The sequence below is a fragment of the Novosphingobium sp. PC22D genome, assembly GCF_002556635.1.
Lineage (GTDB): Bacteria > Pseudomonadota > Alphaproteobacteria > Sphingomonadales > Sphingomonadaceae > Novosphingobium.
In genome coordinates, this window is sequence record NZ_MWMO01000001.1 from 611488 (window position 1) to 631544 (window position 20057).

The following is a 20057-nucleotide window of genomic DNA, read 5'->3' on the forward strand; positions in this document are numbered from 1 at the left end:
CATGGCCGAGCCCCTGATCCTCGCGCTGTCGTGCCGCGACCGCCCCGGCATCGTCGCGCGCGTGACCGGCTTCCTGTTCGAACAGGGCGGTAACATCATCGAGGCGCAGCAGTTCAACGACTTGGCCGAGGACAAGTTCTTCATGCGCGTCGCCTTCGATCCCGGCCTTGCCGACCGCGAGGCGGTGCGCGCGGGCTTCACCGAGGTGGCGCACAACTACGCGATGGACTGGACGCTACGCCGGCGCGACCGTCCGCGCCGGGTGCTGCTCATGGTCAGCAAGTTCGACCACTGCCTTGCCGATCTGCTCTACCGCCGCCGGATCGGCGAGATCGCGATGGACGTGGTCGGCGTGGTGAGCAACCACCCGCGCGAGGCGCTCGGCGACCTCGCGCTGGGCGACATCCCCTTCCATCACTTGCCGGTGAGCAGGGACACCAAGTCCGCGCAGGAGGCCGAGGTCCGCAAGCTGGTGGGCGATACCAAGGCCGAGCTCGTCGTGCTCGCGCGCTACATGCAGATCCTCTCGGACGAGATGGCCGCGTTCCTTTCGGGGCGCTGCATCAACATCCATCACTCGTTCCTCCCCGGCTTCAAGGGCGCCAAGCCTTATCACCAGGCGCATGCGCGCGGCGTGAAGATGATCGGCGCGACCGCGCACTACGTGACGGCGGATCTCGACGAGGGGCCGATCATCCACCAGAATGTCGAGGCGATCACGCATTCGGATTCGCCCGAGGATCTGGTCCGCAAGGGCCGCGACATCGAGCGGCGCGTGCTCGCCGAAGCGGTGCGGCTGCACCTCGAGGACCGGGTCCTGCTCAACGGCGCGCGTACCGTCGTCTTCCGGAGCTGATCCGCCCCTCGGAGCGCGGCCTGCCCGAAACGGGAGAGGGCCGATGCAGGTCAAGGGAATCGATCACGTCAACGTGCTGGCGCGCGACCTCGACGAGACGGCGCGCTTCTACGAACGGGTGATGGGGCTGGAACGCGCCGATAACCCGGCGGTCGGGACGAGCCTCAGGGGCGCCTGGATGCGCGATGCACAGGGCCATGCGATCGTCCATCTGGTCTGGAAGGACCCCGAGGCCGATCGCTACGAAGGCTACGAGCCGGGGCTATCGACCAACGCGGTGCATCACGTCGCCTTCCAGTGCGACGGTTTCGAGGCGATGCGGGCGCGGCTCGATGACATGGGCCTGCCCTATCGCGTCAACGACCTCAGCCACCTGGGATTGAAGCAGATCTTCGTCACCGATCCCAATGCGGTGAATCTTGAGTTCAACTTCGCCGTCTGACCGGGCGCGGGCGCTCAGCTCTCGATCATCAGCGTGCCCAGCAGGCCGCCGTCGACCGCCAGTTCCTGCGCGGTGACGTGGCTGGCCTCGTCGGAAAGCAGGAAGGCGGCGACGGCGGCGGCCTCTCGCGGCGTGCCGATCCGCTGCTGTGGCACGCGGCGCGCCATCTGCGCCTTGAAGGCCTCGGGCACGTCGGCCAGCATCGGCGTGTCGATGAAGCCGGGCGTGATCGCGTTGCAGCGGATGCCGTGCGGAGCGCCTTCCATCGCGACGGTGCGAGCGATGCCGAGCGCGGCGTGCTTGGAGGTGCAGTAGCCGATATTGCCGACCATGCCGGTCTCGCCGCCGAGGCTGCTGGTGACGAGGATCGCGCCGCGCCCGCGCGCCTGCATCGCGGGCAGGATGTGGCGCACCGCCCAGAACAGTGAGAAGACGTTGATCCGCATGACCTGCTCGAACGCCTCGTCGCTATAGTCGGGGGTCAGCGCGAACTGGCCCTCCCAGGCGGCGTTGAGGAACAGGCCGTCGATCGGTCCGCTTCTCTCGACCGCGCGGTCGAGCGCGGCCAGGACCTGCGCCTTGTCGCCTATGTCGGCCGGCACCGCGCGCGCCAGCGGCCCGATCCCGGCGCAGACCTCGGCCAGCACCGCCTCGCGGCGCGCGATCAGCGTCACCGTGCCGCCGAGCTCCGCGATCCGCTCCGCCGTGGCGCGGCCGATTCCGCTCGATGCGCCGGTGATGACGACGTGCTTGCCGGTGAAGTCCATCAACCTCTCCTTTCGATGAACGCCGCCCAGGCCGGCGCGCGTGGGTCATCGCTGGCGGTGGGCGACCATTGCGTTTCCATCAGTGCGCGGGCCTCGGGCTCGGGCATGCCGGCCACGTCGCGGTGGTAGCGGTAGAAGAACGCCGAGACGCGCCAGTTCATCATGCAGTGCACATGAAGCGGCGCGTCGGGATAGGCGTCCAGCGCCTCGCGAAACGCCGCGAAGTGCGTCTCGTCGGGCGCCTCGAAAGGCACCGGGATGTGCGTATAGGCAATGCCGCGCTCGGCCAGCAGCGCGCCTTCGTCGGCCAGCGCGCGCGGCGCGGAATCGAGCGCGAGGTTGATGACGTGTCCGACCCCGAGCGCGGCAAGCCTGTCCAGATCGGCGACAGTCAGGTGGCCCGACGTGGTCGTGCGCGCATCGAGCCGCTGCCACGCGAAAATGTCCTGCGGATCCGCCATCCCGTCCTCCCGATGTCACGCGAACCATGGGGTGGTTGCCGCGTCGGTCCTTCGCTAACCTCAATCCGCGAACTGGCAACCCCGGGAGGCCGATATGTGCGACGACTACACCAAGCAGGCCGAGGATGCGGCGCTGGCCCGGCGCGGACTCTCGCGGCGCGATTTCGCCGCGCTGGGCGCGGGCGCCGCCATTGCGGGCTGCGCGGGCACGGCAACCAGCGCGGCGCAGGGCGGCGAACTGACCGAACAGACGGTGCAGATCACCACCGAGGACGGGATCGCCGACGCCTTCTTCGTGCATCCCGCCGAAGGTGCACATCCCGGCATCGTGATGTGGCCGGACATCGCGGGCCTGCGCGATGCGAAGAGGATCATGGCGCGCCGCCTCGCCGCCGCCGGCTATTCGGTGCTCTGCGTCAACCAGTACTATCGCGGCGGCCCGCCGCCGATGGAAAGCTTCTCAGAGTATCGCACGCCCGAGGGGCAGGCCAGGATCAAGCCGCTGCGCGAGGCGCTCACACCCGAGGCGATCGTGCGCGACGCCAAGGCCTACGTCACGTTCCTCGACAGCAGCAAGGCGGTCGACAAGGCGCGCGGGATCGGCAGCAACGGCTATTGCATGGGCGGGCCCTTCACCGTGCGCACCGCGGCCGCGAGGCCCGATCGCGTGGGCGCGGCCGCCTCGCTGCACGGCGGCGGGCTCGTCACCGATGCGCCCGACAGCCCGCACCGGCTGCTCGCCAAGACCAAAGCGGCCTATCTCTTCGCGATCGCGCGCAATGACGATGCCCGATCGCCCGGCGACAAGGAGGCCTTGCGCCAGGCGGCGGACGCTGCGGGGGTGAAGGCCGAGATCGAGGTCTACGACGCCGATCACGGCTGGTGCGTGCCCGATTCGCCCTCCTATGATCCCAACGCGGCCGATCGCGCGTGGGAGCGGATGCTGGCGCTGTTCTCGGGGCTCTGACCCCCGGCGCGCGCCCTGCCGGATTTACTTGCCCGCGACCGGCCGCTCGCTAGACTTCCCGCCGGAGTTGGAGGGAGCGTTTGGCATGGGTGGTTTCCTGATCGCGCTGATCGTGGTCGTGGTCGTGTTCCTGATGATGGGCGTGCGCGTCGTCCGGCAGGGGTACGTCTACACCATCGAGCGTCTCGGCAAGTACACGCTCGCGGCGACTCCGGGCCTCCACCTCATCATCCCCTTCGTCGACCGAGTGGGCCAGAAGGTAAACATGATGGAGCAGGTGCTCGACATTCCGGGCCAGGAAATCATCACCAAGGACAACGCCATGGTCGGCGTCGACGCGGTGGTGTTCTTCCAGGTGCTCGACGCGGGCAAGGCCGCGTACGAAGTGGCGAACCTGTACAACGCGATCATGGCGCTCACCACCACCAACCTGCGCACGGTGATGGGCTCTATGGACCTCGACGAGACGCTGTCGAAGCGCGACGAGATCAACGCTCGGCTGCTCTCGGTGATCGACCACGCGACATCGCCCTGGGGCGTGAAGATCACCCGGATCGAGATTAAGGACATCCGCCCGCCGCTCGACATCTCCAACGCCATGGCGCGGCAGATGAAGGCCGAGCGCGAGAAGCGCGCCGAGATCCTCGAGGCGGAGGGCCGCCGCGCCTCCGAAATCCTGCGCGCCGAGGGCGAGAAGCAGGCGCAGATCCTCTCGGCGGAGGGGCGGCGCGAGGCCGCCTACCGCGACGCCGAGGCGCGCGAGCGCGAGGCCGAGGCCGAGGCCAAGGCGACGCAGATGGTCTCCGATGCCATCGCCGCCTCGGGCAACCAGGCGATCAACTACTTCATCGCCCAGGAATACACCAAGGCGGTCGGCAAGTTCGCGACCTCGCCCAATGCCAAGACGATCCTTTTCCCGGTCGAGGCGACACAGCTCATCGGCTCGCTCGGCGGCATCGGCGAACTGGTCAAGGATGCGCTGGGGCCGGACGGGCCGCAAAGCCCGCCACGGGCGCCCCAGGCATCACGCCGTCCGGTCACGCCGCAGCCGACGGTGCCGCCTTCGGGAGGCCAGTGAGGTGGACACGCTGTTCGATCTCGAACCGCACTACGCCTGGCTCGCGATCGGGCTGGTGCTCGCCGTCGGGGAAATGGCGATACCCGGAGTGTTTCTGATCTGGATGGCGGGGGCGGCGGTTTTCGTCGGCTTGCTCTCGTGGGTCGTGCCGATCGGCATTCCGGTGCAGATCGTGCTCTTCGCGCTGATCTCGATCCTCGCGGTCTTCCTCGGCCGGCGGTACCTGCGCGACAACCCCATCGAAGCGGCCGATCCGCTGATGAACATGCGCGGCGACCGGGTCGTCGGCGAGACGGTGGTGGTGACGCAGGCGATCGAAGGCGGCTCGGGACGTGTCCGGCTGGGCGACAGCGAATGGCTGGCCAAGGGCGCCGATGCGCCGCCCGGAACGCGCCTCAAGGTGGCGGGCCACGATGGCGTGGTGCTGGTGGTCGAACCCTTCGCCTGACGCGCGTTCAGAACTTGCGGCGACCGAATCCGGTCCTGGGCGCCTTGCTGCTGAGCGGGCTCGCCTCGGCCTGCTCCTGCTGGCGCCGCTGCAAGTGGCGCTCGATCGCGGCGTCGGGATCGAATTCGTAGTGGTAGGGGCTCTCGGTATCGCCGGATTTCTCCGACTGGGGCGCCTGTTTCCAGCCGAACAGTCGCCGGAACGCCTTGATCCAGCCGATGAGCGAGATGATGATGAGGCCGAGCGCGATCAGATGGAACGCGAGCCGGGTCGCCGCTTCGCCTGGCTGGACGGCATCGCCCATCGCCTCGAAGCCCCTGGCAAGCACGTAAGCCAAGGCCGCGGGCAGCGCCCACGGCAGGAAATCCTTCATGGCCTCTCCTCCCCCCATGACGGAACGGCGGGAAGGTGAGCCGATTCCTCTAACGAAAGGTTAAATCGAATCCGAACGGCGCGATGCCGCCCTTGCGGCCCTCTGGAAAGCGCCCGGCGATCACGCCATATCGCGCGAAAGGAGATCATCGCCATGACCGACAAAGTCGAGCACACCGATGCCGAATGGCGCCAGAAGCTGACCCCCGAGCAGTACCACGTCCTGCGCGAGGCGGGGACCGAGCGGGCCTTCACCGGCAAGTACGAGAAGAACAAGCAGGACGGCATGTACTTCTGCGCCGGGTGCGGCGCGCCGCTGTTCTCGTCGGACACCAAGTACAATTCGGGTTCGGGCTGGCCCAGCTACACCGCGCCGGTCAGCGGCGAGGCGGTCGACGAGCATTCCGACATGTCGCACGGCATGGTGCGCACCGAAGTGCGCTGCGCCAAGTGCGAGGGCCATCTCGGGCACGTCTTTCCCGATGGTCCGGGACCGGAGGGATTGCGCTACTGCATCAATTCGGCCGCGCTCGATTTCGAACCCAAGGATGGCTGACGAGGCGCGCGAACCCTTCCACAGCTTCCGTCGCGGCGCCGTTAAGCTCGGGTTACATTTGTCGTGTGCAAAGTGTAGCTAGCAACCGGACAAAGTCGTCCGCGATAGGGGTTCGAATCCAGGGATGCCCTCGAAGTCAGGCCGGCGCCGGCGGTCGTCACCCAATTCCTCGCCGCCACGCAAGCCCTTCTGGCGCCGCGCTCTGCGCGCGCTCGTGCTGTGGGGCGGCGGGCTGGCAATTCTCGGCGTCATCTTCCTCGCCACGGCGGTGATGATGACCGCGCGCGAGCTGCCCGGCTACACCACGCTCAAGACCAGCCAGAACGGCCAGATGGTCGTGGTGCGCGCGCGCGACGGTTCCGAGCTGGTAACGCTGGGGCCGAGCTACGGGCGCTGGATTCCCTATGACGAGATCCCGCCGGTCATGCGCGACGCCATGGTCTCGGTCGAGGATCGCCGCTTCTATTCGCACTGGGGCGTCGATCCGCTCGGCCTCGCGCGCGCGGTCTACATGGGCTTGACCGGAGACAGGCGCATCTCGGCGACATCGACGATCACCCAGCAGCTCGCGCGCAACGTCTTCCTCAACAACAATCGCAGCTATGCCCGCAAGGTGCGCGAGGGCGTGCTGGCGCTGGCGCTCGAGCAGAAGTTCTCGAAGGAGCAGATCCTCGAACTCTATCTCAACAAGGTCTACTTCGGCGGCGGTGCCTACGGGATCGACGCGGCCAGCCGGAAGTTCTTCGGCCATCCCGCGAACGAGCTGTCGCTGCCCGAAGCGGCGATCATCGCAGGGCTGGTCAAGGCGCCCTCGCACTATTCGCCGACCGCCGACGTCAACGCCGCTGTCACGCGCGGCCAGGTGGTGCTGCGGCTCATGGCCGAACAGGGCAAGATCGGCTACGGCGATGCGCAGGCCATCGATCTCGACACGGTGCGGATCGCCAAGGAGGCCGGGCAGAACTCGGTGCGCTATTTCACCGACTGGGCGCTGCCGCAGCTCGACATGCTGATCCCCTCGACCACCGAGCCGATCGAGGTGTGGACGACGCTCGATCCCAAGATGCAGGCGAGCGCGACCGATGCGATCAAGAACAACGTGCCCAGCGGCACCCAGGGCGCGCTCGTCGCCATGGACCGCGACGGCGCCGTGCTCGCGCTGGTCGGCGGCACCGACTACGTCACCTCGAACTACAACCGCGCCGTCAACGCGGTGCGCCAGCCGGGCTCGGCGTGGAAGCTGTTCGTCTATCTCGCCGCGCTCGAGGCGGGGTACACTCCCGCCGACCGCGTGGTCGACGAGCCGGTGACGATCGACGGCTGGAGCCCGCACAATTCGGGCCGCAATTACGCCGGGCCGATCGACGTGCGCACCGCCTTCGCCTATTCGAAGAACACCGTCGCGGCGAGCCTCGGAAACGAAGTCGGTTTCGGCACGGTCGCCAGCATGGCGCGCCGGTTCGGCATCACCACGCCGATCACGACGCTGCCCTCGATGGTGCTGGGCACGTCCGAGGTCCGCCTGATCGACATGACGCGCGCTTTCGCCGCGGTCTCGGCCGGTGGCAGCGCGATCGAGCCCTACGGTATCACCAAGGTGGAAACGAGCAGCGGGCGTGTGCTCTACCAGCATGAGCACAAGCGCGGGCAGTTGCTTGTGCCGCAATACGTCGCGGCCGGGATCACCGACCTGCTGCAGTCCGCCGTCGCCACCGGCACCGGACGCGCCGCGCAGATCGGGCGGCCTGTCGCGGGCAAGACCGGCACCACCTCGTCGAACAAGGATGGCTGGTTCCTCGGCTTCTCGAGCGGTGTGACGACGGGCGTGTGGATGGGCCGCGACGACGCCAAGCCGGTCCCCGGGCTTTCGGGCGGGCGCGCTCCGGCCGCGGCCTTCGCGCAGTTCATGCGCGCGGCGGTGAAGAACCGGCCCGTCGAGCAGTTCGACACCGAACTCCAGCTACCCGAATGGCAGCTCGAGCCCGACGATGAGTACTTCTACGGCGATCCGGACGACTACTATTACGGCGACGAAAGCGGCAACATGATCGAGCCGGGGACCGGCGGACGCGGACCGGGCGACGGCATGCCGCGCTACGACGACGGCACGGTCGGCCCGGGCCCCGGCCCCGGCGAAGCGCCGCCGGCCGCCGCCAGCGACGACTTTCTCGACCGCGCGCTCGGGCGCAACCAGGGCGATCCGGGGCTAAGACCGGGTCAGGGCACCGGCACCCAGCCGCTCCCGACCGTCCGCCGCGGCAGCAGCCCCGCCGAGCGTCAGCAACCACCGCCGCCGCAGCCCTTGATGCCCCAGGGGCAGGGCGGCGACGGGCGCGAGTACCGGCCGGGGCTGTACTAGCTTTCGCTATATTCTGGCGGTACGCTCGACGGGGCCACTCGTGCGATGTGGTCGGAAAGCCGGGGCAAGCCGATGCGTCTTTTACTGGCGGTTTCGATCGCGGCGCCGATTGCGGTGCCGGCTTGGGCTTGTCCCTACTCAGAGCGGCCGCCCACGGCCGAAGAACTGGGGGCAGTAGCGGAGCGGGACAGGCAGGAGCGCCTCGATGCCGATGTGATCGATGTCATCCTCATGGCGGCTCCGGCACCCTTCCTCACGACGCTCTATGTGCCGTTGCGAGATTGGAAACCCGAATTTGCCTCGGAGGCGCCAGTCCAGTTCGCCAGTGACGCGGGCCCAGTGCGGCGGGGCTACAGCTACCAACAAGGCAGGGGGACGTGTCAGTGGTATAGCTTCTTTCGTCCGAACGTCGTCGACTGGGAAAAGCTTCGATCCGGCGTGTTTGTTCGGAAGACTAACTACTCGGAAAACCTGCCTCAGCCGAAGGGCTACCATTTGAACCGTGCGAACGGGTATTTCGTGGAAAGATCAGATCGGGGAAGACCGGCGGCAAGGTACTTCGTCGTCCTTTCACTGCGCCCCTGCAAATCGGTTCCCGACGAGAAGGGCGATTGCCGCTGAACAGACGAAAAGGCCCGCCGGATCCGATCCGGCGGGCCTTCGCTTTTTTCGGTGACGGTCGGCCTCAGCGCAGGCGGACGGGCACGTAGATGGCGGGCTGGCCGCGGCGCTGGACGCGCAGCAGCACGGCGTCGCGGCCGGCGCTGCGCGCCGACTTCACCGCGTTCTCGAGGCCATCGGGCGTGTCCACGTCCTGATAGTTCGCAGACAGGATGATGTCGCCCCGGCGCAGGCCCTTCTGGCCCGCGTCGGACGAGGGGTCGACCGCCGAGACGACCACGCCCTTGGTGGCATCGGAAGCGCCGAGCTGGCGCGCGATCTGCGGCGTCAGCGGGATCACCGAGACGCCGAGCGCTTCCTCGGCGAGGCCTTCGCCCTGCGGTTGAGGATTGGAGAACTGGTCCTCGTCCTGCTCCGCGTCGGGATCGAAGAACTGGTCCGCCAGTTCGTCCTCGCTCGGGCGCTGCTCGACCGTGGCATTGACCGAAAGGCGCTTGCCATTGCGGATCAGCTCGATCGGGATGCGCGTGCCCGGTGCCGTATTGGCGACGAGGAACGAGAGCGACTGCTCGCGCGTCACTTCCTTGCCGTCGACCTTGGTGACCACGTCGCCAGCCTGAATGCCGGCCTTGGCCGCCGCGCCGCCGGGCTCGACCGACTGGATGAACTCACCCTTGTTGTGGGCGATGCCGAGCGAATCGGCGAGATCCTCGTTGATCGGCTGGATGCGCACGCCGAGATAACCGCGCTCGATCGTCTCGCCCTTGATCAGCTTCTGCACGATCGGCGCCGCGGTCTCGGCCGGAATCGCGAAACCGATGCCGACGCTGCCGCCCGAAGGCGAAAAGATCGCGTTGTTGATGCCGATCACCTGCCCGTTCATGTCGAACATCGGGCCGCCCGAGTTGCCGCGATTGATCGCCGCGTCGGTCTGCAGGTAGCGATCGTAGGCGCCGCCCGCGCCGGTGTTGCGGTAGACCGCCGAAATGATGCCCGAGGTCACGGTGCCGCCGAGGCCGAACGGGTTGCCGATCGCGACGATCCAGTCCCCCACGCGCGCATTGCCCGAATCGCCGAACTTGACGAAGGGCAGCGACTTGTTGGCGTTGACCTTGAGCACCGCGAGGTCGGACTGCGCGTCCTTGCCGACCAGCTTTGCCGGATACTCGGTGCCGTCGGGCATGGTGACGGTGATCGATTCGACTTCCGCGTTGCGCGAGCCCGCCGAGATCACGTGATTGTTGGTCACGACATAGCCGTCGGCCGAGACGATGAAGCCCGAGCCGAGCGACTGCGCCTGGCGCGTCTGCGGCCCGCCTTGGCCCTGTCCGCCGAACAGGTCGGCGAAGGGCGTGCCGGCGAAGGGGTTGTTCTGCTGAACCTGCACGCGCTGCCGGGTCGAGATGTTCACGACCGCGGGTGCGAGCTGTTCGGTCAGGTCCGCGAAGCTGGCAGGCGCGCCGGTTCGAGGCACGACGCGGCTCATTTCGCTGGTTTCGTTCTGGGCCACTTGCGCTCCGGCGGGAAGGCCGGTGACGAGCGAGAGTGTGGCGCCCCCGAGCAGGAGCGCGGTGGTCAATCCATAAGCATATCGCACGGGCTTCACGTCCTCTTAGTCCTCCGTTTCACGGTCATTGCGCCCCTCCCTTGCCAGCTTCGCCGCGGATTGACGCCCCGGCGGCTTAACCGGGATTGAATAGCGCGTCGGCACATGAAATTTCGTCGGCATCCGGCCGGATTCAAGGGCCCTTGAACTGCTTGAGGTAGCTGTTCTCGGGCGAAAGCAGGATCGTCGTCGCGCCGTTGTCGTCCGAGAAGGCAAAGTCGTAGCTCTGCATCGCCCGGTAGAAATTGTAGAAGTCCGCGTCCTTGCCGAAGCTGTCGGCATAGGTCTTGGCGGCTTCCGCCTCGGCGTCGGCGCGGATGAACTGCGCCTGCTTCTGGCCCTGCGCGCGAATCGTCGCCGCTTCCTGTTCGCGCGCGGCCTGCATCCGCGAGAAGGCGCTTTCCAGCGCGCCTTCGGGCAAGTCGGCCCGCTTGATCCGCACGTCGACGATCTGGACCCCGTATTCGCGCGCCTCCTTGTCGAGACCGGCGCGGATGTTCTCCATCGCCCGGCCGCGCTCGGCGGTGAGCAGCGACTGGAAGGTCCGCCGTCCGAGTTCCTGGCGCAGCACCGAGGTCAGGATCGGCTCGAGCTGCTCCTTGACGCGCTCGGTCGTGCCGGCGGTGCGCACCATGCGCACCGGATTGATCACACGGAAGCGCGCATAGGCATCGACGTTGAGGCGAAGCTGGTCGGTCGAGAGAACCTGCTGCGGCTGCATGTCGACCGCGAGCAGGCGCTTGTCGATCCGCTCCACCCGGTCGACGAAGGGAATCCGCGCGATCACGCCCGCGCCCGTCTGTCCGAAGTCGGCGCCTTCCTTGTAGGCGTTGATCACCTTGATCGGCTCGCCGAAGCGCACGACGACGGCCTGCTCGGTCTCGGGGACCACGATCAGGCTGGCGAGCAGCGCGGCGATGATCACCACCGCGGCCGCGATCGCGACCTTGTATTCCTGCAGAATGCCCATCACTGGCCTCCCTGCGGCTGGGCCTGCGGGCTTGGCGCGGTCACCGTTTCGCCGCCGCGATTGCGCATCGCCGGAAGCGGCAGGTAGGGCGCGACCCCGTCGGCTTCGACGATCACCTTGTCGTTGTTGCTCAGCACGCGTTCCATCGTCTCGTAGTACATGCGCCGTTTCGTCACCTCGGGGGCGAGGCGATACTGCTCGTAGACCTTGTCGAAAGCCTGCGCGTCGCCTTGCGCGCGGGCGAGAAGCTGTTGCGCCCAGGCGCGCGCGTTCGAGCGGTCGCGCTCGGCATCCTGCTGCGCGGCGGTAACCTGCTGGAACGCGGCGATGACCTTGGAGGGCGGATCGGCTTTCTTGATCTCGACGCCCTGCACGGCGACGCCGGCGTGGTAGAAGTCGAGAATGCGCTGCATGCGTTCGCGCACGCTCTGCTCCACTTCGCCGCGGCCAGCGCCCGAAAGCGCGCCGTCGAGCGAGACTTCGGCGATCGACGAGCGCATCGCCGCCTCGGCGACCTCGCGCACGGTCTCTTCCGGATCGGCGAGGCGCAGGCGGAAATTCTTCAGGTTCTTGATGTTCCAGCGGACCAGATAGCTCAGGTCGACCAGGTTCTGGTCGCTGGTGAGCATCAGCTTTTCGGCTTCGCCCTCGGGGATCGTATAGACCTTGATCGAAGTGACGTCGGTGACTTCGACCGTCTGGATCGGCCAGGGCAGAGACAGCGATACGCCCGGCTGGATCGTGTGCGAGTACTTTCCGAAGGTCGTGACGATGCCTTCTTCCTTGGGTCCGACCATGTGCACCGTGGTCAGCCCTAGCCAGACGAGCACGATCGCGCCGATGATCAGCGGCAGCCAGCTCTTGCCGTCGGGGCGAAGCGGAATGCGCGGCATGCCTCCGCCACCGCCGCCGGAACCTCCACCGCCCCGGCGCCGCTCGGCACCGAAGATGTCGTGAATGTTGGGCGAGCGCCGCTGGCCGTCCGAAGGCGGCAGCCACGGGCTCGCTCCGCGACCCTTGCGCGGCGGATCGGCCTCGCCGGTTCCGCCCTGCTCGTCGCCGTTGTCATCGTCGGCACCGCCCCGGTCACCCCAGGGGCTGCGTCGTCCCGCCATCGCGAGCACGCCGCGCGCCAGATCTCCACCAAAACTCCTCATGCCCCCATCTATAGGCATGACCGGCGCAAAAAACAGTGGTCGCCCCTGCATTTTCCTGCGGAGGGGCCGCAGGAGTCGCTCCATCGCGGTGCGCCTTTTTCGGTTCCCACCGGTTGCCGCGATGCTCTAGGAGGCCCAGCATGACACCCAATCGGACCGCACCGGCATGAGCGAGGACCAGACCGAATCCCTCAAGGCGCTGCTGCCGCCGCACGTCGCCGAGCGACTCCAGTCGTTGCGGCTGACCGAAGGCCGCGCCGTTCTCGTGTGCGACGCCAGCGGCCTTTCCGCGCTCGACCGCGACAAGCTGGAGATCGCAGCGAAGGACTCCTTGCGCGGCGCCAAGGGCGTTTCCGAGGTGCGCGTGGCGATGACCGCGGACAAGGTGCGCCGCCGGATCATCGCGGTGGCCTCGGGGAAGGGCGGGGTCGGCAAGTCGACCGTCGCCGCCAATATCGCGGTCGCGCTGTCGCGCGAGGGGCGCAAGGTCGGGCTGGTCGATGCCGACATTTACGGGCCTTCACAGGCGCGCCTGCTCTCGACCGAGGGGGAGCGGCCCAAGGCGAGCGAGAACCAGCTCATCCCGGTGTTCAGCCCCTGGGGCCTGCCGATGCTCTCGATGGCGCATCTCGCCGATCCCGGGCAGGCGATCGCCTGGCGCGGGCCGATGGCGGGCAACGCGCTGGTGCAGATGCTCGAGGCGGCCTGGGGACCGGCCGAAGTCCTGATCGTCGACATGCCGCCCGGCACCGGCGATATCCAGCTCACCATGATCCAGCGCTTCAAGCCCGACGGGGCGGTGATCGTCTCGACCCCGCAGGACCTCGCGCTGATGGACGCGACTCGCGCCATCGAGCTGTTCGACAAGGGCGACGTGCCGATCATCGGTCTGGTCGAGAACATGTCGGGCTATGTCTGCCCGCATTGCGGCGAGGTGAGCGATCCGTTCGGCTCGGGCGGCGCGCAAGCGGTCGCGGGCGGGATGGAGCACCCGTTCCTGGGTCGCATCCCGCTTGCGCTCGAGATCCGGCAGGATAGCGACGCGGGTTGTCCGCCCGCTGCGGGCGAGGGCGAGCAGGGCGAGGCGTTCCGCGCGATCGCCGCGCGCATTTCCACCTGGCTTGACGGCGGCGCGCCGTGAGGCGCCGGTGAGACGGAGACCGGCCTGAATGGCCACGCGGCGCGGAATTCTGATCGGAGCGCTGGCAGGCGGCGGGCTCGCCGTCGGCTACATGCTGCGGCCGCGCGACTATCCGCTTCCGCTGACTCCGCTGCGCGGCGAAGTCGCCTTCGATGCCTGGATCAAGATCGCGGGCGACGGCGTCGTCACTGTCGCGGTGCCGCAGCTCGAGATGGGGCAAGGGGTGACCACGCTGATCCCTCAGATCGTCGCGATGGAACTCGGCGCCGACTGGCGGCAGATCGCGGTCGAGCCCGCGCCGGTCAGCGCGCACTACGCCAACCTCGTGCTCGCGGCGCGATGGCGCGAATTGTGGATGCCGCTGCTGCCCGACCTCGCCGAAGACCCCGAGGGTCTGATTGCCCGTCGCTGGGCACAGGACTATCGCTTCGATGCCACCGCCGACGGCACGTCGCTCGCCGCCTACGAGGCGCCCGCGCGCGCCGCCGCCGCTTCGGCGCGGGCGATGATCGCGCAGGCCGCGGCCGCGCGCTGGGGGGTCGCCTGGGAGGAGTGCCAGGTCGCGGAAGGCGTCGTCGCGCACGAGGACAAGCGCCTGCCGCTCGCCGCGCTCGCCGCCGAGGCGGTGCGCTTTGATCCCCCCGACCCACCGCCGTTGCGCGCCGAGCCGCCGGCTGAACGCCCGGAGGATTTCCCCATCGGCGCGGCGCCACGCTACCCCCGGCTCGATCTGCCCTCCAAGGTGGACGGCAGCCACGTATTCGCGGGCGACGTGCGCCTGCCCGATCTCGTCTACGCGGCGATCCGCCACGGCCCGATCGGCGAGAGCGCCCTGCTCGATTACGACAAGGATCGCGCCGACCGGGTGCGGGGCCTGATCACGCTGGTGCGCCACAAGCGCTGGCTCGCGGCGGTCGGGACCACCTGGTGGGCGGCCGAGCAGGCGCTTGCGCGCATCGCGCCGCGTTTCGAGACGCATGCCGCTGCGGAAAGCGCGGACATCGAACAGGCGCTGGCGGTCGCGCTCAATACCGGCGAGGCGCGCCGGCTCCACGAAAGCGGCGATGCCGCGGCCTTGCTCGTGGGGCGCCTGTCGCACCAGTTGCGCTACGAGGCGCTGCCCGCCATTCACGCGACGATCGAGACGGCAAGCGCCACGGCGCGCTTTTCGGACGGTCAGCTCGAACTTTGGGTCGCGACCCAGGCGCCCGAATCGGCTCGCCGTGCCGTGGCCGACGCGCTTGGCCTCGGCGCCAGCCAGATCGTGCTCTATCCGATGCCCGCGGGCGGCAGCTTCGACCGCCGGCTGGAACACGATCACGCGGTCGAGGCGGCGATCATCGCGCGGGAGTGCGGGCGGCCCGTCCAGCTCGTCTGGTCGCGCTGGCAGGAACACGTCGCGGGCTGGCCGCGCACGCCTGCGGTCGCCGTGCTCGCCGCGCGCACCGACGACGCGGGAAGGATCGCCGGCTGGCGCAGCCGCATTGCCGCGCCCGCCAGCGCGCGCGAGTTCGGCCGGCGGCTGTTCGGGCGGCAGGACCCGCTCTCCGCCCGCCGCGACGTGGCAGACGAAGCGGACCCGCTCGTTACCGAAGGCGCGGTGCCCCCCTACGACATCGCCCATCTCGCGCTCGATCATGTCCCGGCAGCGATCCCGTTGCCCACCGCGCGGATGCGCGGCAATGCCCACGGCTACACCGCCTTCTTCAACGAGAGCTTCGTCGATGAGCTTGCCCACCTCGCGGGCCGCGAGCCGCTTGCCTACCGCATGGCCATGCTGGGCAAGGACCCGCGCCTTGCCGAATGCCTGCAGCGTGTCGCGGCGCTCTCCGAGTGGGGCGGCGGCGGCGATTCCAGCGGGCAGGGCATCGCCTGCCACCGCATCGGACACGGCCGGATTGCCGTAGTGGCAAGCGCGCGCCGAAGTGAGATGGGCGTGCGCGTGAACAGGATCAGCGCCGTCGCGGACATCGGCCGCATCGTCAATCTCGACATCGCCCGCCAGCAGGTGGAAGGCGGGATCGTCTTCGGCCTCGGCCTCGCGCTCGGCTCGAGCCTCTCCTACGAAGAGGGCCTGCCCGCGCAGGGACGGCTCTCCGCGCTCAACCTGCCGGTCCTGGCGGACTGTCCCGCCATCGACGTCGAATTCGTCACCAGCGACGAGGACCCCGAAGATCCGGGCGAACTCGGCGTCGCCGCCGTCGCGCCGGCCGTCGCCAATGCCCTGTTTTCGGCGACCGGGTTGCGGTTCCGACGCCTGCCGCTGCTGTCGGAGGAATATTGACCGTGCCGCGTCCCGGTGATCACCCCGATGCGCTGACCGGCGATATCGGCGTCCTGCTCGTCAACCTTGGGACGCCCGATGCGCCGACGCCCGCCGCGGTGCGCCGCTACCTTGCCGAGTTCCTGTCCGACCCGCGCGTCGTCGAGATTCCGGCGCTCGTGTGGAAGCCGATCCTGCATGGCATCATCCTGCGCACGCGGCCGGCCAAATCGGCGCACGCCTACCGGCAAGTCTGGACCGAGCAGGGCTCGCCGCTCGCCGCTATCACCGCCGCGCAGGCGGACGGGCTCCGGCAGCGGCTGGGGGAGGGCGTGCGGGTCGACTGGGCGATGCGCTATGGCGCGCCGGCGATGGGCGAGCGGCTGGCAAGGCTCAAGCAGGCGGGTTGCGACCGCATCCTTGTCGCGCCGCTCTATCCGCAGTACTCGGCCGCGACGACGGCTTCGGCGATCGACGCGCTCGGCGTGGCGCTTGGCGCGATGCGCTGGCATCCCGCGCTGCGGACCTTGCCGCCCTACTACGACGACCCGGCCTATATCGAGGCACTCGCGTCCGATCTCTCGCGCCAGATCGACGCGCTCGGCTTCGCGCCCGAAGTTTTGCTGCTTTCGTTCCACGGCATGCCGGAGCGCACCCTGCACCTGGGCGATCCCTACCACTGCCAATGCCGCAAGACCGCGCGCCTACTGGCCGAGCGGATGCGCGGGCGCTATCCCGGCCTGCGGGTCGAGATCGCGTTCCAGTCGCGTTTCGGGCGAGCCAAGTGGCTCGAACCGGCAACCGACGCCGTGCTCGAGGCCGAGGCGCGAGCGGGCACCCGGCGGCTCGTGATCGCTGCGCCCGGTTTTTCCGCCGACTGCCTGGAAACGCTTGAGGAACTGGCGATCCGCGGGCGGGAAAGTTTCGTCGAAGCGGGCGGAGAAGACTTCGCGGCGCTTGCCTGCCTCAACGACGGCGAGGCGGGCATGGCCATGCTCGAGACGCTGGTCCGGCGCGAACTTGCGGGTTGGTCCCAGGAGCGCGACGGGTGATATTCTTGACATAGACCCGTTTTGTTCTACTCCTGTTCGAAATAGAGCGAGGAGTCGATTCGATGCTGCAAGACGCATTCGCTGTCGGGACTGGGCCCGAACTGGATTATGCCGCGACGGGCGATACGCAGGGGGGGCTGCCCGTTTCGCTGTCGATCTTCGCCGACCGGGCGCATGTGCGCGAGACCATCCGCGAGGACGCGGAAGCCGCCGGCGTGCGGATCACCAACATCGGCGATCTCGGCGGGCTTCGCGGCGGCGAGGCGCGTGCGCTCGGCGACGTCGTGCTGGTCGATTGTCCCCGCGTCGATGCGGCCTGTCTCGCCTCGCTTTCGCGGCTTGACATGCGCGCGGCGAACAGCGGCGCCCGGATCGTGATCTCGACCTCGATCGCGGCGCTAGAGGACGTCTTCGCGTGCATGGATCAGTCGCGCCCGCAGATTCTGGTTGATCCCGATCGCGCCGAGCGGGTGATTGCGCTCGGCCAGATCATGGCGCGGTTTCCCTCCGCACGGCTGCGCGAATTGTCCGAGGAAGACCGGCTGATGCTGCTGCGTCTCACCGAACAGGTCGGCAAGATCGCGGGGCGGATCGACCGGCTCGCCAACCCGCAGGCGTCCGTCGGGGCAGGAGAGGCAGGACAGCCATCGCCGGAAGCGTCGGCATCGCCGTTCCTGCCAGCGGATCGAAACGGGCTGCGATCGATCCGCCCCGCACTGCCCGATCCGCGGCTCGTGCGTATGGTGATCAAACACCGGCGGTTGCGCGCCAGGTTCTTCGACGAAGACCTCTTCGCCGATCCGGCCTGGGACATGCTGCTCGATCTGACCGCCGCGCGCGCCGAGCATGCGCGGGTCTCGGTCACTTCGCTGTGCATCGCCGCCGCCGTTCCCGCGACGACGGCGCTGCGCTGGATCAGCCAGATGGTAGAGTCCGGGCTTTTCGAGAGGCGGTGCGACGATACCGACCGGCGTCGCGCTTTCATCGCGCTCAGCGACGGCGCAGCAGGCGCGATGGCCCGCTATTTCGATGAGATCGGCCCCGACGCCTTGCTGGCGGCCTGAGGATCGCCGCCGCAAACCGGACGTGATCGAAGGGGCAAACCGGCCGCCAGCGCTTGACCTTGCCCGCTGTTTGCCAAATGGTAACAAGTCATAGAGGATGTCGAAACAGAGCACGTCGGGATCAAACGATAACCATATATTGGGCTTTCAATTCGGCACGTGTCGTCGCTGGCGGTCGGCTTGCGCTGGCTTTGTCGTTGTTGCTGCTGACCACGACAGATCCGGGCCATATCGGCTTCCGACTGGAGCCCGACGACGTCGTCGCGTTGTCGTTCCTCGTCGGTGCGTTCTGCATCGCGCTCGTGGCCTGGACGAACTGGTGGCTCGATCACCTGTGGCAACCCGCGATCCTGGCTGTCGATATCCTGGTCTTCATTGCCTTGCCTTCTCTGATCGAGCCTGCGTTCAGCGGATTTCGCATCGCGTCACTGACGACCGCGACGTTCATTATCCTTTCGGTGTCGATCCGCTGGGACTGGAAGTCCGCGGCGCAGGTTGCGATCGCTCTCAACCTTCTCAACCTGCTGCTCTCGACGCTGCAGCCGGTTTCGACGTTCCTGCCGGTCAGGCTGGCGATCGACGAATCGCCCCAGCACGAGTACGTGCGCAACCTTTTCTATTTCCTCCTGATTTCTCTGCTCGTCGTCTGGCTCGGCAGACGCATCACGGCCTTGCGGTCGGCACGGTTCCAGCCTGCGTCCGGCCTCAGCGCCGAAAAACTGCTGGAACTGGGACTGCAATTCCTGGCGGACGGTATCGGTGCGAGGACGGGGGCCTTCTGCTGGCAACGCCGCGACCGTTCAGCCTGCACGCTGGTGACCACCGGAGCGCTGCCGCGCTCGATAGACGGGGCCGAGATCGAATGTGGCCTCGATGAGGAGGACATCGCGGTCGCGTGGCTGTTCGACGTGGAGCACCGGCGCGCGCTCGAACTGACGAAGCAGGGCAAGGTCGTTGCCGCCCGGCTCAGGGAAGATCCGCCCGCGGCGATGATGCGCCAGGGCGCGCACGAGGGTGTCGACATTCCGATCGCCGGCGCCAGCGGCCAGGGGCGGATCGTTCTCTCGGACCTCAGGGCGCCGAGCGCGGATATGCTGACCTTTCTCTCCACGGCGGTCAGCGAGGTCGTCGTTGCCCTCGATCGCCAGCAGGCCAGCCTGCTTTCGCGCGAGAAGGCGCTCGCGCGTATTCGCCAGACCCTGGCGCGTGATCTCCACGACAGTGTCGCGCAGACGCTGGCGGGGATGCGCTTCTGGCTGCGCTCGCTGCGCGGACGGCCCTTGTCGAGGGCGGAGCTTGACCTCGAACTGGCGCGCATCGACGAAGTGCTGAGCGAGGAATCGCGCGCGCTGCGGGCGGTGATCGACCGGTTGCGCGACGATGCCGAACCGCTCCGCGGCGCGGATTCGCTTCATGTGCTGCTCGAGACGCTCGCGGCGAAATGGCGCATCAAGGTCCGCCCCGCCCCGGGCTTCGATACGCTCGACGACGCGCCGGCGCTCGACTTCGAGGTGCGACAGATCATCCGGGAAGCGGTTTCCAATGCGGTGCGGCACGGCGGCGCCGATCTCGTCGAGGTCAGTCTCGAACGGCGGAAACGCGGTATCCGCCTCGAACTGCGCGACAACGGCCAAGGCTTCGACAGCGGAACCCAACGGCCCCGGATGATCGCCCAGCGCGTCGCCGATCTCGGCGGAAGCATGACGATCCATTCTTCCAGCGCGGGGACGCACATCGAAGTGGAACTACCAAGCGACTAGCAGCGCGGCCCTATGGCGGTATGGCGAAAGACAGACGAGCACCTGCTGTTTGCCGGCATTGACCTGGATGCGCCTTGACGGCACCGCGCGCGCGGCGCTTGGCCACGGATCGGGGCG

At 68.1% G+C, this 20057-nt stretch carries 19 protein-coding genes; 13 read left to right on the top strand and 6 right to left on the bottom strand.

Going from position 1 to position 20057, the window contains the following annotated elements:
- The first annotated feature begins 1 nt into the window (after nt 1).
- Both purU and B2G71_RS02925 read left to right on the top strand, forming a co-directional pair.
- On the top strand, nt 2-856 hold the full coding sequence (purU, locus tag B2G71_RS02920) for a formyltetrahydrofolate deformylase (RefSeq protein ID WP_098104231.1): 855 nt from the start codon (nt 2-4) through the stop codon (nt 854-856).
- 43 nt (nt 857-899) lie between these two features.
- Complete coding sequence (locus tag B2G71_RS02925) at nt 900-1298, top strand: VOC family protein (RefSeq protein WP_098104232.1); 399 nt, start codon at nt 900-902, stop codon at nt 1296-1298.
- A gap of 14 nt (nt 1299-1312) precedes the next feature.
- On the opposite strand, the gene B2G71_RS02930 is transcribed toward B2G71_RS02925, so the two are convergent.
- Both B2G71_RS02930 and B2G71_RS02935 read right to left on the bottom strand, forming a co-directional pair.
- Entirely contained in the window at nt 1313-2065 is a 753-nt protein-coding gene (locus B2G71_RS02930; protein ID WP_098104233.1) for an SDR family NAD(P)-dependent oxidoreductase, read from the bottom strand.
- Nucleotides 2065-2526: a protein tyrosine phosphatase family protein gene (locus tag B2G71_RS02935; protein WP_098104234.1), complete on the bottom strand. Its 462-nt coding sequence runs from the start codon at nt 2524-2526 to the stop codon at nt 2065-2067. The genes B2G71_RS02930 and B2G71_RS02935 overlap by 1 nt, the downstream gene beginning before the upstream one ends.
- A 94-nt stretch (nt 2527-2620) precedes the next feature.
- On the opposite strand from B2G71_RS02935, the gene B2G71_RS02940 reads away from it, so the two are divergent.
- The 3 genes from B2G71_RS02940 (at nt 2621) to B2G71_RS02950 (ending at nt 5019) form a co-directional block, all read left to right on the top strand.
- On the top strand, nt 2621-3493 hold the full coding sequence (locus B2G71_RS02940) for a dienelactone hydrolase family protein (RefSeq protein WP_098104235.1): 873 nt from the start codon (nt 2621-2623) through the stop codon (nt 3491-3493).
- Nucleotides 3494-3578: 85 nt separating this feature from the next.
- A complete protein-coding gene (locus tag B2G71_RS02945; RefSeq protein ID WP_098104236.1) occupies nt 3579-4571 on the top strand; it encodes an SPFH domain-containing protein in 993 nt (330 codons plus the stop codon).
- A 1-nt stretch (nt 4572) separates the two neighbouring features.
- Nucleotides 4573-5019 carry an NfeD family protein gene (locus B2G71_RS02950; RefSeq protein WP_240529973.1) on the top strand — a complete coding sequence of 149 codons (447 nt, stop codon included), beginning with the start codon at nt 4573-4575 and terminating at the stop codon, nt 5017-5019.
- A 7-nt stretch (nt 5020-5026) separates the two neighbouring features.
- On the opposite strand, the gene B2G71_RS02955 is transcribed toward B2G71_RS02950, so the two are convergent.
- Nucleotides 5027-5392: a hypothetical protein gene (locus tag B2G71_RS02955; protein WP_098104238.1), complete on the bottom strand. Its 366-nt coding sequence runs from the start codon at nt 5390-5392 to the stop codon at nt 5027-5029.
- 153 nt (nt 5393-5545) lie between these two features.
- On the opposite strand from B2G71_RS02955, the gene msrB reads away from it, so the two are divergent.
- The 3 genes from msrB (at nt 5546) to B2G71_RS02970 (ending at nt 8927) form a co-directional block, all read left to right on the top strand.
- Nucleotides 5546-5947: a peptide-methionine (R)-S-oxide reductase MsrB gene (gene msrB, locus B2G71_RS02960; RefSeq protein ID WP_098104239.1), complete on the top strand. Its 402-nt coding sequence runs from the start codon at nt 5546-5548 to the stop codon at nt 5945-5947.
- A gap of 124 nt (nt 5948-6071) precedes the next feature.
- Nucleotides 6072-8306 carry a PBP1A family penicillin-binding protein gene (locus B2G71_RS02965; RefSeq protein ID WP_098104240.1) on the top strand — a complete coding sequence of 745 codons (2235 nt, stop codon included), beginning with the start codon at nt 6072-6074 and terminating at the stop codon, nt 8304-8306.
- 45 nt (nt 8307-8351) lie between these two features.
- On the top strand, nt 8352-8927 hold the full coding sequence (locus tag B2G71_RS02970) for a hypothetical protein (RefSeq protein WP_098104241.1): 576 nt from the start codon (nt 8352-8354) through the stop codon (nt 8925-8927).
- Nucleotides 8928-8991: 64 nt separating this feature from the next.
- Here the strand turns inward: B2G71_RS02970 and B2G71_RS02975 are convergent, their stop codons facing one another.
- The 3 genes from B2G71_RS02975 to B2G71_RS02985 all read right to left on the bottom strand — a co-directional run bounded on the left by B2G71_RS02975 (nt 8992) and on the right by B2G71_RS02985 (nt 12660).
- A complete protein-coding gene (locus B2G71_RS02975) occupies nt 8992-10524 on the bottom strand; it encodes a Do family serine endopeptidase (protein WP_206049278.1) in 1533 nt (510 codons plus the stop codon).
- A gap of 142 nt (nt 10525-10666) precedes the next feature.
- Entirely contained in the window at nt 10667-11503 is an 837-nt protein-coding gene (locus tag B2G71_RS02980) for a protease modulator HflC (RefSeq protein ID WP_098104242.1), read from the bottom strand.
- Nucleotides 11503-12660 carry a protease modulator HflK gene (locus B2G71_RS02985; protein ID WP_240529974.1) on the bottom strand — a complete coding sequence of 386 codons (1158 nt, stop codon included), beginning with the start codon at nt 12658-12660 and terminating at the stop codon, nt 11503-11505. The genes B2G71_RS02980 and B2G71_RS02985 overlap by 1 nt, the downstream gene beginning before the upstream one ends.
- Before the next feature lie 166 nt (nt 12661-12826).
- Here B2G71_RS02985 and B2G71_RS02990 point away from each other — a divergent pair, with 166 nt between their 5' ends.
- The 5 genes from B2G71_RS02990 (at nt 12827) to B2G71_RS03010 (ending at nt 19940) form a co-directional block, all read left to right on the top strand.
- A complete protein-coding gene (locus tag B2G71_RS02990) occupies nt 12827-13801 on the top strand; it encodes an Mrp/NBP35 family ATP-binding protein (protein WP_098104243.1) in 975 nt (324 codons plus the stop codon).
- A 28-nt stretch (nt 13802-13829) separates the two neighbouring features.
- Nucleotides 13830-16085, top strand: coding sequence for a molybdopterin cofactor-binding domain-containing protein (locus B2G71_RS02995; RefSeq protein WP_098104244.1), 2256 nt, complete (start codon nt 13830-13832; stop codon nt 16083-16085).
- Nucleotides 16079-17116, top strand: a complete 1038-nt coding sequence (gene hemH, locus B2G71_RS03000) for a ferrochelatase (RefSeq protein ID WP_098104245.1) — start codon at nt 16079-16081, stop codon at nt 17114-17116. The genes B2G71_RS02995 and hemH overlap by 7 nt, the downstream gene beginning before the upstream one ends.
- Nucleotides 17117-17178: 62 nt before the next feature.
- Nucleotides 17179-18180 (top strand): winged helix DNA-binding protein, encoded by a 1002-nt coding sequence (locus B2G71_RS03005; RefSeq protein WP_141521478.1) that lies wholly within the window; start codon nt 17179-17181, stop codon nt 18178-18180.
- Between the two features lie 200 nt (nt 18181-18380).
- Nucleotides 18381-19940 (top strand): ATP-binding protein, encoded by a 1560-nt coding sequence (locus tag B2G71_RS03010; protein WP_168176226.1) that lies wholly within the window; start codon nt 18381-18383, stop codon nt 19938-19940.
- Nucleotides 19941-20057 lie beyond the last annotated feature (117 nt).

Excerpts from the sequence above, each read along its gene's own strand:
- purU (WP_098104231.1), top strand. The coding sequence starts at position 2 with ATGGCCGAGCCCCTGATCCTCGCGCTGTCGTGCCGCGACCGCCCCGGC.
- B2G71_RS02925 (WP_098104232.1), top strand. The coding sequence starts at position 900 with ATGCAGGTCAAGGGAATCGATCACGTCAACGTGCTGGCGCGCGACCTC.
- B2G71_RS02930 (WP_098104233.1), bottom strand. The coding sequence starts at position 2,065 with ATGGACTTCACCGGCAAGCACGTCGTCATCACCGGCGCATCGAGCGGA.
- B2G71_RS02935 (WP_098104234.1), bottom strand. The coding sequence starts at position 2,526 with ATGGCGGATCCGCAGGACATTTTCGCGTGGCAGCGGCTCGATGCGCGC.
- B2G71_RS02940 (WP_098104235.1), top strand. The coding sequence starts at position 2,621 with ATGTGCGACGACTACACCAAGCAGGCCGAGGATGCGGCGCTGGCCCGG.
- B2G71_RS02945 (WP_098104236.1), top strand. The coding sequence starts at position 3,579 with ATGGGTGGTTTCCTGATCGCGCTGATCGTGGTCGTGGTCGTGTTCCTG.
- B2G71_RS02955 (WP_098104238.1), bottom strand. The coding sequence starts at position 5,392 with ATGAAGGATTTCCTGCCGTGGGCGCTGCCCGCGGCCTTGGCTTACGTG.
- msrB (WP_098104239.1), top strand. The coding sequence starts at position 5,546 with ATGACCGACAAAGTCGAGCACACCGATGCCGAATGGCGCCAGAAGCTG.
- B2G71_RS02965 (WP_098104240.1), top strand. The coding sequence starts at position 6,072 with ATGCCCTCGAAGTCAGGCCGGCGCCGGCGGTCGTCACCCAATTCCTCG.
- B2G71_RS02970 (WP_098104241.1), top strand. The coding sequence starts at position 8,352 with ATGTGGTCGGAAAGCCGGGGCAAGCCGATGCGTCTTTTACTGGCGGTT.
- B2G71_RS02980 (WP_098104242.1), bottom strand. The coding sequence starts at position 11,503 with ATGGGCATTCTGCAGGAATACAAGGTCGCGATCGCGGCCGCGGTGGTG.
- B2G71_RS02985 (WP_240529974.1), bottom strand. The coding sequence starts at position 12,660 with ATGAGGAGTTTTGGTGGAGATCTGGCGCGCGGCGTGCTCGCGATGGCG.
- B2G71_RS02990 (WP_098104243.1), top strand. The coding sequence starts at position 12,827 with ATGAGCGAGGACCAGACCGAATCCCTCAAGGCGCTGCTGCCGCCGCAC.
- B2G71_RS02995 (WP_098104244.1), top strand. The coding sequence starts at position 13,830 with ATGGCCACGCGGCGCGGAATTCTGATCGGAGCGCTGGCAGGCGGCGGG.
- B2G71_RS03005 (WP_141521478.1), top strand. The coding sequence starts at position 17,179 with ATGCTGCAAGACGCATTCGCTGTCGGGACTGGGCCCGAACTGGATTAT.